The 16,399-nt window shown below is 71.0% G+C and carries 14 protein-coding genes; 10 read left to right on the top strand and 4 right to left on the bottom strand.

Going from position 1 to position 16,399, the window contains the following annotated elements; all coding sequences use genetic code 11:
- Positions 1 to 5: 5 nt before the first annotated feature.
- The 4 genes from ACR5MH_RS03740 to ACR5MH_RS03755 are packed head-to-tail and all read left to right on the top strand — an operon-like array spanning position 6 to position 3,302.
- Positions 6 to 899, top strand: coding sequence for an ABC transporter ATP-binding protein (locus ACR5MH_RS03740; RefSeq protein ID WP_431346549.1), 894 nt, complete (start codon positions 6 to 8; stop codon positions 897 to 899).
- Positions 896 to 1,585, top strand: a complete 690-nt coding sequence (locus tag ACR5MH_RS03745) for an ABC transporter permease (protein ID WP_431346548.1) — start codon at positions 896 to 898, stop codon at positions 1,583 to 1,585. The genes ACR5MH_RS03740 and ACR5MH_RS03745 overlap by 4 nt, the downstream gene beginning before the upstream one ends.
- A complete protein-coding gene (locus ACR5MH_RS03750; protein ID WP_431346547.1) occupies positions 1,582 to 2,334 on the top strand; it encodes an ABC transporter permease in 753 nt (250 codons plus the stop codon). Before ACR5MH_RS03745 ends, ACR5MH_RS03750 begins: the two co-directional genes overlap by 4 nt.
- Positions 2,335 to 2,363: 29 nt before the next feature.
- Positions 2,364 to 3,302, top strand: coding sequence for an ABC transporter substrate-binding protein (locus tag ACR5MH_RS03755; protein ID WP_431346546.1), 939 nt, complete (start codon positions 2,364 to 2,366; stop codon positions 3,300 to 3,302).
- Between the two features lie 96 nt (positions 3,303 to 3,398).
- Here the strand turns inward: ACR5MH_RS03755 and ACR5MH_RS03760 are convergent, their stop codons facing one another.
- The 3 genes from ACR5MH_RS03760 to ACR5MH_RS03770 are packed head-to-tail and all read right to left on the bottom strand — an operon-like array spanning position 3,399 to position 5,338.
- Entirely contained in the window at positions 3,399 to 3,980 is a 582-nt protein-coding gene (locus tag ACR5MH_RS03760; RefSeq protein ID WP_431346545.1) for a TetR/AcrR family transcriptional regulator, read from the bottom strand.
- A 27-nt stretch (positions 3,981 to 4,007) separates the two neighbouring features.
- Entirely contained in the window at positions 4,008 to 4,967 is a 960-nt protein-coding gene (locus ACR5MH_RS03765) for a M56 family metallopeptidase (protein WP_431346544.1), read from the bottom strand.
- A gap of 5 nt (positions 4,968 to 4,972) precedes the next feature.
- Positions 4,973 to 5,338 (bottom strand): BlaI/MecI/CopY family transcriptional regulator, encoded by a 366-nt coding sequence (locus ACR5MH_RS03770; RefSeq protein WP_431346543.1) that lies wholly within the window; start codon positions 5,336 to 5,338, stop codon positions 4,973 to 4,975.
- A 96-nt stretch (positions 5,339 to 5,434) separates the two neighbouring features.
- Between ACR5MH_RS03770 and ACR5MH_RS03775 the strand changes: the two genes are divergently transcribed.
- The 4 genes from ACR5MH_RS03775 to cydC are packed head-to-tail and all read left to right on the top strand — an operon-like array spanning position 5,435 to position 11,226.
- Positions 5,435 to 6,847: a cytochrome ubiquinol oxidase subunit I gene (locus ACR5MH_RS03775; protein WP_431346542.1), complete on the top strand. Its 1,413-nt coding sequence runs from the start codon at positions 5,435 to 5,437 to the stop codon at positions 6,845 to 6,847.
- Between the two features lie 12 nt (positions 6,848 to 6,859).
- Positions 6,860 to 7,894, top strand: a complete 1,035-nt coding sequence (cydB, locus tag ACR5MH_RS03780; RefSeq protein WP_431346541.1) for a cytochrome d ubiquinol oxidase subunit II — start codon at positions 6,860 to 6,862, stop codon at positions 7,892 to 7,894.
- A gap of 1 nt (position 7,895) precedes the next feature.
- Positions 7,896 to 9,521: a thiol reductant ABC exporter subunit CydD gene (cydD, locus tag ACR5MH_RS03785; protein ID WP_431346540.1), complete on the top strand. Its 1,626-nt coding sequence runs from the start codon at positions 7,896 to 7,898 to the stop codon at positions 9,519 to 9,521.
- The gene (gene cydC / locus ACR5MH_RS03790; RefSeq protein ID WP_431346539.1) at positions 9,508 to 11,226 is read left to right on the top strand and encodes a thiol reductant ABC exporter subunit CydC; all 1,719 of its coding nucleotides are present in this window, start codon (positions 9,508 to 9,510) and stop codon (positions 11,224 to 11,226) included. Before cydD ends, cydC begins: the two co-directional genes overlap by 14 nt.
- Positions 11,227 to 11,382: 156 nt before the next feature.
- On the opposite strand, the gene ACR5MH_RS03795 is transcribed toward cydC, so the two are convergent.
- Complete coding sequence (locus ACR5MH_RS03795; RefSeq protein WP_431346538.1) at positions 11,383 to 12,168, bottom strand: aminotransferase class IV; 786 nt, start codon at positions 12,166 to 12,168, stop codon at positions 11,383 to 11,385.
- A gap of 30 nt (positions 12,169 to 12,198) precedes the next feature.
- On the opposite strand from ACR5MH_RS03795, the gene ACR5MH_RS03800 reads away from it, so the two are divergent.
- Together ACR5MH_RS03800 and leuS are read left to right on the top strand one after the other, a co-directional pair.
- Positions 12,199 to 13,674: an anthranilate synthase component I family protein gene (locus ACR5MH_RS03800; RefSeq protein ID WP_433862309.1), complete on the top strand. Its 1,476-nt coding sequence runs from the start codon at positions 12,199 to 12,201 to the stop codon at positions 13,672 to 13,674.
- An 84-nt stretch (positions 13,675 to 13,758) separates the two neighbouring features.
- Positions 13,759 to 16,347 carry a leucine--tRNA ligase gene (leuS, locus tag ACR5MH_RS03805; protein WP_431346536.1) on the top strand — a complete coding sequence of 863 codons (2,589 nt, stop codon included), beginning with the start codon at positions 13,759 to 13,761 and terminating at the stop codon, positions 16,345 to 16,347.
- Positions 16,348 to 16,399: the final 52 nt, after the last annotated feature.

Below are 16,399 nucleotides of genomic sequence, written 5' to 3' on the forward strand. Positions count from 1 at the left end.
GACCGATGATCGAGTTCCGCTCCGTGACGAAACGGTTCCCGGACGGGACCGTCGCGGTGGACGACTTCTCCCTGGTCGTCCCGTCCCGCCAGATCACGGTGCTCGTCGGCTCGTCCGGCAGCGGCAAGACCACGATCCTGCGCATGGTCAACCGCATGGTCGACCCGACCAGCGGCACTGTGTCGATCGACGGCGAGAACGTGCAGAGCCTGAAACCGGTGCACCTGCGCAGGCGCATCGGCTACGTCATGCAGAATTCGGGGCTGCTGCCGCACCGCAAGGTCGTGGACAACATCGCGACAGTGCCGCTGCTCACCGGCGTCAAGCGGAAGGCCGCGCACGAGCGCGCGCTGGAGCTCATGGACACGGTCGGCCTGGAGCGCTCGCTGGCGGACAAGTACCCCAGCCAGCTCTCGGGAGGCCAGCAGCAGCGCGTCGGGGTGGCCCGCGGGCTCGCGGTCGACCCCAACATCCTGCTGATGGACGAGCCGTTCGGCGCCGTCGACCCGATCGTGCGCGACGACCTGCAGAACGAACTGCTGCGACTGCAGCGCGAACTGGGCAAGACTGTGCTGTTCGTGACGCACGACATCGACGAGGCGTTCCGGCTGGGGGATCAGGTGGTGATCTTCCGCAAGGGCGGGATCGTCGCCCAGCAGGGCACGCCGGCCGAGATCCTCGCGCAGCCGGCCGACGACTTCGTGTCGTCGTTCGTGGGCGCCGACCGGGGCAAGCGCGCCCTCCACATCGAGCGGACGCGGACCGGCTCCGTGCTGGTCGACAGCGAGGGGCGCACCGCCGGTGTGCTCAGCGCGGACGACTCCGCTGCTTCCGACGAAGCAAAGGCCGCGACCGTTTCGGTCGCGGGTGCCGCGGCGCAGGGTGAGGAACCGACGTGAGCTTCTTGTGGTCGAACCTCGGCCAGGTCTGGAATCTCACGGTCTCCCACGTGTGGTTGAGCGCTATCCCGATCGTCGTCGGCTTCCTGCTGTCGCTTCCGATCGGCTGGCTTGCGAACCGCTCGCGCGTCAGCCGCCCCGTGCTCCTGACGCTCGGCGGGATCCTGTACGCGATCCCGTCGCTGCCGCTGTTCTTCGCCATGCCGGCCCTGATCGGCACGAAGATCCTCGACCCGGCGAACGTCGTCGTGGCGCTGAGCATCTACGCCGTCGCGCTGATGGTGCGCACGACGGCCGACGCGCTCGACTCCGTGCCGGGTGACGTGGTCCAGTCGGCCACAGCGGTCGGTTTCTCCGGCTGGCGGCGCTTCTGGACGGTGGAGCTCCCGCTCGCCGGCCCGGTGCTCCTGGCCGGACTCCGCGTCGTCTCGGTGTCCACCGTGAGCCTGGTGAGCGTCGGTGCGCTGCTCGGCGTGCCGAACCTCGGCCAGCTCTTCACGGACGGCCTCAACCGGTACTACCCCGAAGAGGTCGCGGTCGGCATCGTCATGATCATGGTGGTCGCACTCGTGTTCGATCTCGTGCTGGTGCTGCTCGGGCGGCTGCTGCTGCCGTGGTCGCGGCTGGACAAGCGCACGGGCCGGCTCCGCCGCTCCGCCGCGATGAAGGCGGTGACCGGCGCATGACCGATTTCGTCGCGGCCTTCGGCTGGCTCTTCGACCCGGTGAACTGGGCGGGGCCCGGTGGCATCCCCGCACGCACAGGCGAGCACATCCTGTACACCCTGCTGACGCTCCTGCTCGCCGCCGTGATCGCGCTGCCGATCGGCTTCGCGATCGGGCACACCGGGCGCCTCCGCGGGCTCGCGGTCGGCGCCTCGGGCGCCCTGCGCGCCCTGCCGACGCTGGGTCTGGTGGTCTACCTCGCGCTGATCATGGCGAACATCACGATCCTGCCCCCGCTGATCGCGCTGACCATCCTCGCCATCCCGCCGCTGCTCGCCGGCGCGTACTCGGGCCTGGAGTCGGTGAACCGCAGCACGATCGACGCCGCGCGCGCCGTCGGGATGACCGAGTGGCAGATCTTCGCCAAGGTGGAGCTGCCGCTGTCGCTTCCCCTCGTCATCGGCGGCATCCGCTCCGGCGCGCTCCAGGTGATCGCGACGTGGACGGTGGCCGCCATCCTCCCGGTCGGCGGCCTCGGCCGGTTCCTGTTCGACGGGCTGGCGGTGCAGAACTATCCCGAGATGCTCGGCGGTTCGATCATCGTGGTCGTGCTCGCGCTCGTCGTCGACGGTCTGTTCGCGCTGACTCAGAAGCTCGTCGTGCCGCGCGGCGTCACCGCCGGCAAGGTCCGCGCCGACCGGGCCGGCGAGCCGCGGCGCACGTTCGCGTTCCCGCGCCCGGGCGACAGCCCGTCCCCTGACTCACAGTGACCCATCGCACACAGAAGAGAGAGAATCACATGTTCGGATCCAAGAAGGGCCGCATCGCGGCCGGTGTGCTCGCGGCGGGGGCGCTCATCGCCCTCAGCGCGTGCTCGTCCGGCGGCGGCGGCGCGTTCAATACCAGCAGCAGTGGCAGCGGCTCCTCGAGCGACAGCATCACCGTCGGATCCGCCGCGTTCGGCGAGAACGAGATCCTGATGCAGATCTACGGCCAGGCCCTCGCCGCCAACGGCGTCAAGGTCAGCTACAAGCCGAGCATCGGCCAGCGCGACGTCTACCTCAAGGCGCTCCAGGACGGCTCGATCGACCTGGTCCCGGAGTACTCCGGCAACCTGCTGCAGTTCTACAACAAGACCAGCACGGCGTCCTCGAGCGCAGACGTCTACGCCGCGCTCAACGACGCCCTGCCCAAGGGCTTCGAGGTGCTCGACCAGGCCAAGGCGCAAGACGCCGACGCCTACAACGTCACCAAGGAGTTCTCGGACAAGTACAAGGTCACCAGCCTGGAGGACCTCAAGAAGGTCACCGTGCCGCTGACCGTGGGCGCCAATCCCGAGTTCGGCACCCGGCCGTACGGCATCCCGGGTCTCAAGTCGACCTACGGCGTGACGGCGTCGCTCACCCCGATCAGCGACTCGGGCGGCCCGCTGACCGTCGCGGCGCTGAAGAACGGCAGCGTTCAGCTGGCGGACATCTACACCACCACCCCGGCCATCAAGGACAACGGGTTCGTCGTGCTCAAGGACCCGAAGAACCTGATCGCCGCGCAGAACATCGTGCCGCTGATCAACAGCAAGAAGGCCTCCGACAAGGTCAAGTCGGTGCTCAACAAGGTCTCGGCCGAGCTGACCACGGACGACCTGATCACGATGAACAGCGAGAACCAGGGCGCCAGCAAGACCCAGCCGGACGCCGTGGCGAAGAAGTGGCTGCAGGAGCACCCGATCAAGATGTGAGCGGCTGACGGGGGAGGGCGACCTCCTCACGACTCCGCGTGCGGCGGCTCGGGCGACCGGGCCGCCGCCTTCGTCTGTCCGGACTCTGCCGCTGAACTAGGCGGTGCGGATCAGCGACCAGAACGCCTCGATCGCATCGGCCATGTCGGCGGACGGATCGAGCATCCACTGCACCTGCATCCCGTCTGCGACAGCCACCGCGAGGCGCGCGAGCATGCGCGCGTCCACGCCTGCGCTTACCCGCCCCGCCTCCTGCTCGGAGCAGATGGACTGCTCCAGACCGCCGACGATCTGCCGGTAGCGGGACACGAAGTAGTCGTGGCCGGGGTGGTCGGGGTCGGCCGCCTCCGCCGAGATGGTCGCGTAGAGCTGGACGAGGCCCGGCACCTGGGCGTTGTGCCGAATGACGCCGACGAGGCCGTCGAACGCGTCCGACCAGTCGGTGGAGAGGTCGCCGCCTGCTGCGTCCACCTCGTCGCGCTTGCGCAGCACCTCGGCGAACAGCTCCTCCTTGGAGGAGAAGTGGTGCAGGAGGCCGGCCTGGCTGAGCCCGACCGACTCGGCGATCTCGCGCAGCGACGCTTTGCGGTAGCCCTTCGCGGCGAACACCTCGAGGGCCCGGTCGAGGATCTCCTCGCGTTTGGCGATTCCCTTGGCGTATCCCCGCTTCTCCGGCATGATCCCAGGCTAGTGGGCGACGGCGGCTCAGCTCGTCAGCACGAGCACCGGCGGCACCACGACGAGCAGGGCTGCAGCGACCACGACCAGGAGCCGGACGCCCGGCCCGACCGTGCGGTGGCCGGTGGTGAGGCGCTCCTCGCGCGCCACCAGGGCCGACCGTCGTTGCTCGGGTGTGCGCGGATCCTTCGGGGCGCCGAGGGCGGCGCCGGCCGAACCGGTCGCGTCGACGATGCGGATGGCCTCCGCCAGCACAGGGTCGCCGGAGGTGCGCCGGGCGGTGTCGTCGGCCAGCATCTCCACCAGGATCGCCACAGCGTCCTGTGCGCGCGTGGCGATCGGGAACCACGGAAGCGCGCGCTTCCAGGACCGGAACGCGTCGAGCAGCAGATGGTGCTTCTGGCGCAGGTGGGCGCGCTCGTGGGCGATCACGGCTTCCAGCTGCTCGGGGGTGAGCAGCTCGATCATCCCCTCCGACAGCACGGTGACGCTGCGCGCGCCGGGGAGGCAGTAGGCCGCCGGCGCCGGGTGGTCGATGACCCGGGTGGCCGGCACGTCGGGCAGGGGCGCGCTGAGCAGGCGCAGCAGCTCCATGTGCCGGTGCCGCTGACTGCGGCTGCGCACCGAGGTGAGCGCGAGGTTCAGGACCAGGTGGGCCGTCAGCAGCACGGCGGCGCTGAGGAAGAAGGTGTGCAGGAGCGAGACGCCGGCGGGGAGCGGTCCGCTGAAGAGGGTGGCGGCCGCGCCGGCGATCCGGCTGGGGAGGTCGTAGCCGAACGGCTGGAGTCCGGCGAGCAGCAGCGAGCCGATCATCGAGATTCCGCCGGCCAAGGCGATCGACTGCCACAGGGCCAGAGCGAGGCCGGGTGCGGCGGACGGCCACGTGGCGCGCGCCAGCAGCAGCGGCACCGGCCAGGCCAGGGCGACCGCGAGGACGCCGAGCAGGATGGCGGTCGAGTCGACGGGCATCCCGGTCAGCGCAGTCATTCCAGTCAGTTACGGGCGTCGAGCAGCCGGCGGAGCATCGCCGCCTCGGACTCGTCGACCGAGCCGACGAAGTAGGCGAGGGCCTCCGTGCGGTCCGTGGAGGTCTCCAGGACTTCGCGCATCAGGTCGGCGACGTGGTTCGCGCGGGTGAGGGTGGCGAAGTAGAGGTGGGGGCGCGCGTCGCGGTCGCGGTCGACGAACCCCTTCTGCTCGAGGCGGGAGAGCACCGTGAGCACGGTGGTGAGCGCCGGGGTCTTGCCGCCGTCACGGGAGGCCGCTAGCTTGTCGCGCAACTCGTTGGCGGTGATCGGGGCCTCGCCCGCCCAGAGGGCGTCCATCACCGCGCGTTCGAGTTCTCCGAGATTGGCCACGGATCCAGGGTAGCGCGACAAGGCTGTGAATGTTCTACACTCTGTAGAAGTAGTCTTCTACACGCTGTAGAACAACGACCGGAAGGGTGGGGCTGCGTGAACGAGATCCTCGATCCGCTGCTGCTGGCGCGCTGGCAGTTCGGACTGACGACGATTTACCACTTCCTGTTCGTTCCGCTCACCATCGGCCTCGTCACCGTCGTCGCGATCTTCCAGACCGCCTGGTACCGCAGCGGCAAGGTCCACTACCTCCAGCTCACCCACTTCTTCGGCAAGCTCTTCCTGATCAACTTCGCGATGGGCGTCGTGACCGGCATCGTGCAGGAGTTCCAATTCGGCATGAACTGGTCGAACTACTCCCGGTTCGTCGGCGACGTCTTCGGCGCGCCGCTCGCGCTGGAGGGACTGCTCGCGTTCTTCCTCGAGGCCACGTTCATCGGATTGTGGATCTTCGGCTGGGACAAGCTGCCCCGCGGCGTCCACCTCGCCTGCATCTGGATCACCGCGGTCGGCTCCATCCTGTCGGCCTATTTCATCCTCGCGGCCAACGCGTTCATGCAGCACCCGGTCGGCTACACGCTCAACCACACCCGCGGCCGGGCAGAACTCACCGACCTCTGGGCGGTGCTGACGAACAAGGTCGCGCTGGCCGCGTTCCCGCACACGATCTTCGGCTGCTTCATGGTCTCGGCCGGCCTCGTCATCGCCGTCGCGGCCTGGCACCTCTCGCGCACCAGGAACCTGGAGACCATGCGCCCCGCACTGAAGTTCGGCCTCTGGATGATGGTCGTCGCCGGCATCGGCAGCGTCGTCAGCGGTGACCAGCTCGGCCTCGCGATGGTGCAGACGCAGCCGATGAAGATGGCCGCGGCGGAGGCGCTCTACAAGACCTCCACAGGCGCGGACGCGTCGTTCTCGATCTTCACGCTCGGCACGCCGGACGGCGTCCACGAACTGTTCTCGATCCGGATCCCGTACCTGCTGTCGTTCCTCTCGACGCACACGCTCACCGGGACGGTCGAGGGCATCAACGACCTCAACGCGCACTACCAGCAGCTCTACGGCCCCGGCGACTACACCCCGATCATCTGGGTCACCTACTGGGCGTTCCGGTGGATGATCGGCCTCGGCCTCCTGCACGTCCTGGTCGCCGTCGTCGGCCTGTGGTTCACCCGCAAGGGCAGGACGCCGCCGTGGGCGTGGATGTGGAAGGTCGCGATCTGGGCCATGCCGCTCTCGCTGGCAGCGATGATCGTCGGCTGGATCTTCACCGAGATGGGCAGGCAGCCCTGGCTCGTGTTCGGCCTGATGAAGACCCAGGACGGCGTCTCGCCGGGCACGACAGGGCTGGAGGTCCTGATCTCCCTGCTCGCCTTCACCGCGGTCTACGGCACGCTCGCCGTGGTCGAGTTCAAGCTGATCAAGCGCGCGGCCCAGAAGGGACCGGCCCCCGCCGAGGAGCACCTCGACGACGCGGGCAACCACGTCCCGGTCGCAACGGTCTATTAGGAGCACATCGACATGGATCTCGCAGTCCTCTGGTTCGGCATCATCGCGTTCTTCTTCATCGGCTACTTCGTGCTCGACGGGTTCGACTTCGGCGTCGGGATGTCGCTGCCGTTCCTCGGCAGGGATGAGACCGACCGTCGCGTGCTCATCAACACCATCGGCCCGGTCTGGGACCTCAACGAGACCTGGCTGATCGTGGCCGGCGCCGCACTCTTCGCGGCCTTCCCGGAGTGGTATGCGACGCTGTTCAGCGGGTTCTACCTGGCGCTGCTGCTCATCCTGCTGGCGCTGATCCTGCGCGGGGTGTCGTTCGAATACCGGCACCAGCGGCCGGAGTCGCAGTGGAAGCGCTGGTTCGACGGGATGATCGTCGCCGGCTCCGCCGTGCCGGCGTTCCTCTGGGGCGTCGCGTTCGCGAACATCGTGCAGGGCGTCGCCCTCGACCACGGTCACAACTACACCGGGACGCTGTTCGACCTCCTGAACGGGTACGCCCTCCTCGGCGGGCTGACCACCCTGCTGCTGTTCTTCACGCACGGCGTCGTCTTCGTGTCCCTCAAGACCGACGGGGAGATCCGGGCGCGGGCGCGCACGTTGGCGACGCGGTCGGGGGTGCTCACGATCGTGGTGGCCGCGGCCTTCCTGGGCTGGACCGTGATCGCGCACTTCTCGCTCGCGCTGCTCGTGCTCGCCGCTCTGGCTGCGGTCGCCCTGGTGGTGTCGTGGATCCTCAACCTGCGCGGGGCGGAGGGCTGGTCGTTCGCGTTCATGGCGGTGACGATCGCGTTGGCGGTGGTTTCGCTGTTCGCGGCGCTCTTCCCGGACGTGATGCCATCGTCCCCGAACCCGCAGAACAGTCTGACCATCGCCAACGCCTCCAGCACGGACACGACGCTGTCGATCATGACCTGGGTCGCGGTGATCTTCCTTCCGCTGATCCTGGCCTACCAGGCGTTCACCTACTGGGTGTTCCGCAAGCGGGTGACGCGCGCGAGCATCCCGGGGGAGCCGGCGGCCCCCGCCGACCCCGAACCGGTGGCCGCCTGACGTGCGCCCGCTCGATCCCCGACTCCTCCGTTACGCAGCCGCGACGCGTGTCACGCTCGCGACCGGCGCGCTGGTCACGGTGCTGCAGACCGCGGCCGTGGTCGCCTTCGCTTGGCTGGTCACCCGGCTCGTCGTCCGGGCGATCGCGGGGGCGTCGTTCTCCGAGCTGAGCGCGCTCTTCGCCGGGCTCGTGCTCGTGGTGCTCGTGCGCGGCGTGCTGCTCTCGCTTGCGGAGTCGGTGTCGGCGCGCGGCGGGGCCTCGGTCGTCGCCCAGTTGCGCGAGCAGCTCGTCGACGCCTTCGGCCGCCTCGGACCGCAGGGGCTCGCCGGGCGCAGCAGCGCCGACCTGACCCTCGTGGCCGGGCGGGGGATGGATGCGCTCGACGGCTACTTCGCGAAGTACCTTCCCCAGCTCATCGGGACGGCGGTGGCGATGCCGCTGCTGGTGCTGGTGATCGGCTGGCAGGACCTCACCAGCGGCATCATCCTCGTGCTCACCCTTCCGCTCATCCCGGTGTTCATGGTGCTGGTCGGCTGGGCGACGCAGGCGGCGCAGAAGAAGCAGTGGGCAGCGCTCTCGACGCTCTCGCGCGGCTTCCTCGACGTCGTCGCCGGCCTCCCGACCCTCACGCTGTTCGGACGCCAGCACCGGCAGGAGGCCCGGATCCGGCAGGTGAGCGACGAATACCGCGCGCGGACGATGAAGGTGCTCCGGATGTCGTTCCTGTCCGGCTTCGTACTGGAGCTCGCCGCCAGCCTCTCGGTCGCTCTGATCGCCGTCGCGATCGGGCTGCGGCTGCTCGGCGGCTCGCTCGACCTGTCGGTCGGGCTGTTCGTGCTGCTCCTGGCACCGGAGGCCTTCCTCCCGCTGCGGAACGTCGGCGCGGCGTACCACGCGGCGACCGAAGGGATGGAGGCCGCGTCGAAGGCGTTCGAGGTGCTGGACGCGGCGCAGGAGGTCGTGCCGGAGCAGGCCGTGGACGCGGCGACGGCCGGCCTGATCTTCACGGAGGCGGCAGTGGCGTACGAGGGTCGTGCGGTGGTCGGGCCGTTCTCGGCGGAGGTGCGTCCGGGCACGGTCGCGGTGCTGAGCGCGCCGAGCGGCGCGGGGAAGTCCAGCCTCGTGGCGGCGGCGCTCGGCTTCGCGGCACACAGCGGGATGATCGCGGCGGGCGGGCGGGCCGACGCTGCGGGGCGCCGGGAGGCCATCGCCTGGGCCGGCCAGAAGCCCGGGCTGCTCGCGGGCACGATCGCGGAGAACGTCGCGCTCGGCGACCCGGCGCCCGATCGCGCGCTCGTCGTCGCGTCGCTGCGGGCGGCTGCTGCGCCGGAGCTGGACCCGGACCTCCCGCTCGGGGCCGACGGCGCCGGGCTGTCGGGCGGCCAGGCGCAGCGCGTCGCCGTCGCGCGAGCGCTCTACCGGCTGCAGGCGCGGTCCTGCCCGGTGCTGATCCTGGACGAGCCGACCTCCGCACTCGACCCGGCGACCGAGGGAGCGCTGCTGGCGTCGCTGCGGAGGATCGCGGACGACGGGGCGGCGGTGCTGGTGGTCAGCCACCGGGAGGCGGTCGTCGCGGCCTCCGACGACGTTCTGACGCTGGGGGTGCTGTCCGATGTCCGGTTCTGAGGCTGTGCGGATCGACCGGGAGCAGACCCGGCGCATCCTTCGGCTGGCGCTCCCTCCTGCACGCCGGCTCTGGGCGGCGATCGCCCTCGGCGCTCTGAGCGGCGGCAGCGCCGTCGCCCTCCTCGGTGTCTCGGCGTGGCTGATCACCCGCGCCTCCGAGCAGCCGGCGCTCCTGTACATCTCGGTGGCTGTCGTGGGGGTGCGTGCGTTCGCGCTCGGCCGCGCGTTCTTCCGCTACCTGGAGCGGCTGGCCGGACACGACGCCGCCTTCCGCCGGCTCGGCGACATCCGCGCCGACCTCTTCGCCCGGCTGGTGCCGCTCGGCCCCGACGGGGTGGGCGCGGACGACCGCCGCACAGGGAAGGCCCGCGGCGGCGAGCTGCTCTCCCGGCTGGCCGACGACGTGGACGAACTGCCCGACTTCGCGCTGCGGGTCGTGCAGCCGCTGGTGGCCGGCGGCGTGGTGGTGCTCGCGAGCGCTGTGGCCGCGTTCGTCTTCCTGCCCGCGGCCGGGCTAGCGCTCCTGCTGACGCTGGCCGCGGCCTTCGTGGTCGGCACCCTGATCAACCGGTGGGCGGCCGGCTCGGCCGAGCGCCGGATCGCCCCGCTGCGCGCCGCTCTGGCTTCCGCCGTGCATGAGCTGGTGACCGGTCTCGACCTCCTGATCGCGTTCGACGCGTTGCCGCAGGCGCGCGAGCGGGTGCGGCAGGCGAGCGAGCGGCTCACCGCAGCCGTGCGCACCCGGGCGGCCGGGCTCGGCCTGACGGCGGGCGCGGTGTCCCTTCTCGCGGGCGTCTCGACCGTGCTGGCGCTCGCCTCGGGCGTTCCCGCGCTGGAGGCCGGGCGCCTGGACGCACCGACTCTCGCGGTCGTCGCCCTGCTGCCGCTGGCGGTGTTCGAGGTGTTCGGGACCCTCCCGCTGGCGCTCGGCGCGTGGCGGCGGGTGCGGGCGAGCGCCGAGCGGATCGCGGACGCCGTGCCCGCAATCGTCCCGGGCGGCGTGCCGGTCGATGCGCCCGCCGCGAACTCGCTGACCGTGACGTCCGTGCCCGACGTGGCGCTGAGCCTCCGCACCGCGCACTGGCCGGGCGAGGACGCCCCCGTGCTCCACGCGATCGACATCGTGCTGCACGCGGGCGAGCGGGTGGTGCTGGCCGGCCCGACCGGGGCAGGCAAGACGGCGCTCGCCCATGTGCTGACCCGGTTCCTCGACCTCGACGGCGTCTACGCGATCGACGGCGTCGACGTGCGCGGCGTGCGCCAGGACGACGTGCGGCGTGTGGTCGGCCTGGTCGAGCAGCAGCCGTACCTGTTCGACTCCGACCTCCGGCAGAACCTCCTGTTCGCGCGGGACAGCGCGACCGACGCGGAGCTGCTCGCGGTGCTCGAGCGCGTCGGCCTGGGGGAGTGGGCGCGGTCCCGCGGTGGTCTCACGAGCCCGGTCGGCGAGCGCGGCGCTCTCGTCTCGGGCGGCCAGGCGCAGCGGATCGCGCTCGCCCGCGCCCTGCTGGCCGACTTCCCGGTGCTGGTCGTGGACGAGCCGACGGCGAACGTCGACGCCGCGGTCGCGGACCGGATCGTGCGCGACATCCTCTCGACGGCCGCGGACGACGGCCGCACGGTGCTGCTGATCTCGCACACCGCCGTCCCCGACGCGCTCGTGACGCGCCGCATCCACCTCGAGGCCGGCACCCTCGTCGCCTGACGGCGCTCCGAGCACCGCCGACATTCGCGCCGAATCGCGATCCGAGCGGCGTGGACATTCGCGCCGAATGCGGGCTTTGGGCCGCGGATACGCGACATTGGTGCCGAATCGCGGTTCGCGGGTGGAGGGCGATTCGTGCGGAATGTTGCGGTGCGTTCAGCGGAGCGGTCGCGCCAGCGCCCCGAAACGCGACCGCCACGCGGCCGTGCGTGCCGGGTCGTGGCCGAGCGCCGGGCCGTCCACCCACACCGTCACGTCGCGGATCCCGTGCAGCGCGTTGACGGCCCACAACGCCACGCCGTCGAGCTCGGACGGCCGCACGGCCTCCTCCTCGACCGGCACGCCGAGGGCGGCGGCGATCCCGCGCACGGTCCGCGCGGCGACGCTGTCCACGCGTGGCAGCGAGAACGGCGGCGCGCACAGCGTGTCACCGCGCCACCAGAGCAGTGCCGTGGTCGTGCCGTCGGACACCCGGCCGTCGTCCAGGATTACGGCCTCCTGAGCGCCCACCTGCTGGGCGCGCTGGCGGAGCGCGTTCAGCCGATCGATGTCCGGTCCCTTCAGGTGCGGAACGCGCCGCGGGTCGGTCGCCGCCGTCGCCACCACCAGGTCGGAGCCGAGCGGCGGCGCCGCGCGGAGCCGGAAGCGGAGCCGCAGGGCGTCCCGCTTCCGCACGAGCTCGAAGCGCGGGAACCAGCGGCCGTCGTCGGGCAGCAGCGCGACTCCCGCGTCCCAGAACGCGGCCAGCTCGTCGGCGTCGCGGATGCCCTGCTCGCGCGTCGCCTCGGCGAAGCGCTCCCGGTGGAGCCCGAGCGCGAGGACGCGCCCCTCCGCCGCCAGGAAGGAGTCCGCCGCGAGGAGCTCGGTCTCCACGACCTCGCAGTCGTCGCGGGCGGTGAGCGCGCCGGCGGCCCAGTCGAACAGGGTGGCCGAGGTGTCCATCCGTTCAGGCTAACGCCAGCCGCGCTGTCCATGCCGCCTGGTGCAGACTGGACCGGTGCTCCCGTCCCCCGAACACACCGCCTGCGCATCCCCGTCGACACCGCCGACGCCTTCGCGGCCCTGTTCGCGACCGGCGACGCGGTCTGGCTCGACAGCGGCCCCGACGCGGAGACCGGCCGGAGCGTCATCGGTACCGGTACGCGCCTCGCGACGGCGTCGGTGGCCGAGGGGACAGTGACGGTCGACGGTCTGAGCTTCGACGGCAGCATCCTGGACGCGCTGCGGGAGGGACGCGCACTGCGCGAGGAGTCGGCAGCCACGGCCGGCTATCCGCTCGGGTGGATCGGCTGGCTCGGCTACGAGACCGGCGCCGCGTCACTCGGCGTGCCGTACGCAGCGGGTCCCGGGCTGGACGCGGCGTTCCTGTACGTCGACCGGCTCGTGGTGTTCGACCACGCGGACGGGACCGTGACCGTCCTGGACGCGACGCCGGAGGGTGCCTGGCTGCGCGAAGCCGTGGAGGTGCTCGGTGGGGCGGAAGGTGCGGCCGCGCGCTATGCGGCCGTGCATCCGGTGGCGGCGCAGGAGGGCGCCGCTCCGGACGGGAGCGCCACCGCGTCCGACGAAACCGCCGCCTCCGATACCCCCTCCGCCCCGACCTGGCGCCACTCCGCCACTGCCTACCTCGGCATGATCGCCGCCTGTCAGGAGGCCATCCGCGCGGGCGACGCCTACCAGCTCTGCCTCACCAACACCGCGACCGCCACCACGACCGCCGACCCGCTCGCCGTCCACCTCCGCCTCCGCCGCGACAGCCCCGCCCACCACGCCGGCTTCCTGCGGATGGCCGGCGAGTCTCTGGTGAGCTCCTCGCCCGAGCAGTTCCTCCTCGTCACCCCGGACGGCCAGGTGCGCACCAAGCCGATCAAAGGCACCCGCCCGCGCGCCGCGACCGTCGCCGAGGACCTCCGACTGCGCGCCGAGCTGGAGGCCAGCGAGAAGGAGCAGGCCGAGAACGTCATGATCGTCGACCTCATGCGCAACGACCTCGGGCGGGTGTGCGAGGTCGGCAGCGTCGGCGTCCGGCACCTGCTGGAGGTGGAGAGCTACGCGCAGGTGCACCAACTCGTCAGCACGGTCGAGGGGAGGCTGCGTCCTGGTCTCACCGCCGTGGACGCGCTGGCCGCCGCCTTCCCGGCCGGGTCGATGACGGGCGCCCCCAAGCTGTCCGCGATGCGCATCCTCGCCGGGCTGGAGGCCGGCCCGCGCGGTGTCTACTCGGGCTGCTTCGGCTCCCTCGGCGCGGACGGCTCCGCCGACGTCGCTATGGTCATCCGCAGCCTCCGGTTCCGCGACGGCGTCGTCACGATCGGCGCCGGGGGCGGGATCACCGCACTGTCCGTCCCCGAGGAGGAACTCGAGGAGGTCTCCATCAAGGCCGCCGCCCTCTTCCGTGCCGCCGGCCTGCGCCCTCCCGGGAACGGACCGGACCCCTCCAACGTTTAGTAACCTGGAACCTCGGGCCGCGCGCCCGAATGCCTTCTCGTCGCGATGCCCCTTCGTCCGCGGCGACATCCGAGAGAGAGTCCAGTGGCACACGAGCACGATGCAGCACCCGCACCGGTCCGCGAGGCCGGTGCGCACTACGACTTCACCGAGATCCAGAACACCTGGCTCCCGGTCTGGGACGAGCTGAAGCCGTTCTCCACGGCCGACCCCGACGACAAGCGTCCGCGCAAGTACGTGCTCGACATGTTCCCGTACCCTTCGGGCGACCTGCACATGGGCCACGCCGAGGCGTACGCCCTCGGCGACGTCATCGCCCGGTACTGGCGGCAGCAGGGCTTCAACGTCCTGCACCCGATCGGCTGGGACTCCTTCGGCCTGCCCGCCGAGAACGCCGCGATCAAGCGCGGGCTCGACCCGGCCGGCTGGACGAACGACAACATCGCCCAGCAGAAGGCGTCGATGCGCCGCTATGCCCCGAGCTTCGACTGGGACCGCGTCCTGCAGACCAGCGACCCGGCCTACTACCGCTGGAACCAGTGGCTGTTCCTGAAGCTGCACGAGAAGGGCCTGGCCTACCGCAAGGCCTCCCAGGTCAACTGGTGCCCCTTCGACCAGACCGTGCTGGCGAACGAGCAGGTCGTGAACGGCCGTTGCGAGCGCTGCGACAATCTGGTCACCAAGAAGAAGCTGACCCAGTGGTACTTCCGCATCACCGACTACGCGGACCGCCTGCTGGACGACCTGAACCAGCTGGAGGGCGCCTGGCCGTCCAAGGTGCTGTCGATGCAGCGCAACTGGATCGGCCGCTCCACCGGCGCCGACGTGCAGTTCGCGATCGAGGGCCGCACGGAGCCGGTGACGGTCTACACGACCCGTCCGGACACCCTCTACGGCGTGACCTTCATGGTGGTCGCGCCCGACTCCGACCTCGCCGCCGAGCTGGTCGCCGACGTGCGGCCGGAGGTGCGCGAGCGGTTCGACGAGTACCTGGAGGCCGTCCGCGGCACCACCGAGATGGACCGCCTGAGCTCCGACCGCGAGAAGACCGGCGTCTTCCTGGAGCGGCACGCGATCAACCCGCTGACCGGGGAGCGCATCCCGATCTGGGCGGCCGACTACGTGCTGAGCGACTACGGTCACGGCGCGATCATGGCCGTGCCCGCGCACGACCAGCGCGACCTGGACTTCGCGCGCGCCTTCGATCTGCCGGTGCGCGTCGTCGTGGACACGACGCAGCCGGTCACCGGCGCCATCCCGATCATCCACACCGACCCCGAGACGGGCGAGCCGATCCTGCCGGAGGAGGCTCCGCTGGAGAGCCCGGCGGAGACCGGCGTCGCGCTGAGCGGCGACGGCCGACTGATCAACTCGGGCCCGTTCGACGGGTTGAGCAAGTCGAACGCGATCCGCCGCGTCACGGAGGCGCTGCAAGGCTCCGGCCTGGGCGCGCCTGCGAAGAACTTCCGCCTGCGCGACTGGCTGATCTCGCGTCAGCGCTACTGGGGCACGCCGATCCCGATCATCCACTGCGAGCAGTGCGGGGAGGTCCGCGTGCCCGAGTCGGAGCTGCCGGTGCTGCTGCCGCCCGCCGAGGGTCTGGACCTGCAGCCGAAGGGCACCAGTCCGCTGGGCGGCGCGACCGACTGGGTCAACGTGGCCTGCCCGAACTGCGGCGGCCCCGCCAAGCGCGACACGGACACGATGGACACCTTCGTGGACAGCTCGTGGTACTTCCTGCGCTTCCTGAACCCCAACGACGCCACGCAGGCTTTCGACCCGCGCGAGGCGGAGAAGTGGGCGCCGGTCGACCAGTACGTGGGCGGCGTGACGCACGCCATCCTGCACCTGCTGTACTCGCGGTTCATCACCAAGGTGCTGTTCGACCTGGGCTCGATCAGCTTCACCGAACCGTTCACGGCGCTGCTGAACCAGGGCCTGGTGCTGATGGACGGCTCCGCGATGAGCAAGTCGCGCGGCAACCTGGTCAAGCTTTCCGAGCAGCTGGACGAGCACGGCGTCGACGCCGTGCGCCTGACCATGGCGTTCGCCGGACCGCCGGAGGACGACATCGACTGGGCCGACGTGTCGCCGTCCGGCAGCGCGAAGTTCCTGGCGCGGGCCTGGCGCGTGGCGCACGACGTCACGAGCGCACCCGATGTGGTGTGGAAGACGGGCGACCCGGCGCTGCGCCGCGTCACCCACCGCTTCCTGGCCGATGCTCCCGGGCTGATCGAGGCGTTCAAGTTCAACGTCGTGGTCGCGCGTCTGATGGAGCTGGTCAACGCCACCCGCAAGGCGATCGACGGCGCGGCCGGCCCGGCCGACGCCGCGGTGCGCGAGGCCGCGGAGGTCACCGCGATGGCGCTGAACCTGTTCGCGCCGTACGCGGCCGAGGACATGTGGGCGATCCTGGGCTACGAGCCTTCCGTCGCGCTGGTCCCGTGGCGCAAGCCCGACCCGACGCTGCTGATCGAGGAGTCGGTGACCGCCGTCTTCCAGGTCGACGGCAAGGTGCGCGACCGTGCCGAGGTGTCCCCGAAGATCGCGTCCGACGACCTGGAGGCGCTGGCTCGCGGGTCGGAGGCGGTGGTCCGCTCGATCGGCGACCGCGAGATCGTGAACGTGATCGTGCGGGCGCCGCGGCTGGTCAACATCGCGACGCGGGGCTGAATCCCTCCGCTTGATCCGTTGCGGCGGCGGTCCTCCACAGGAGGGCCGCCGC

Source organism: Streptomyces sp. L7, from assembly GCF_050990935.1.
Taxonomy (GTDB): Bacteria; Actinomycetota; Actinomycetes; order Actinomycetales; family Microbacteriaceae; genus Leifsonia.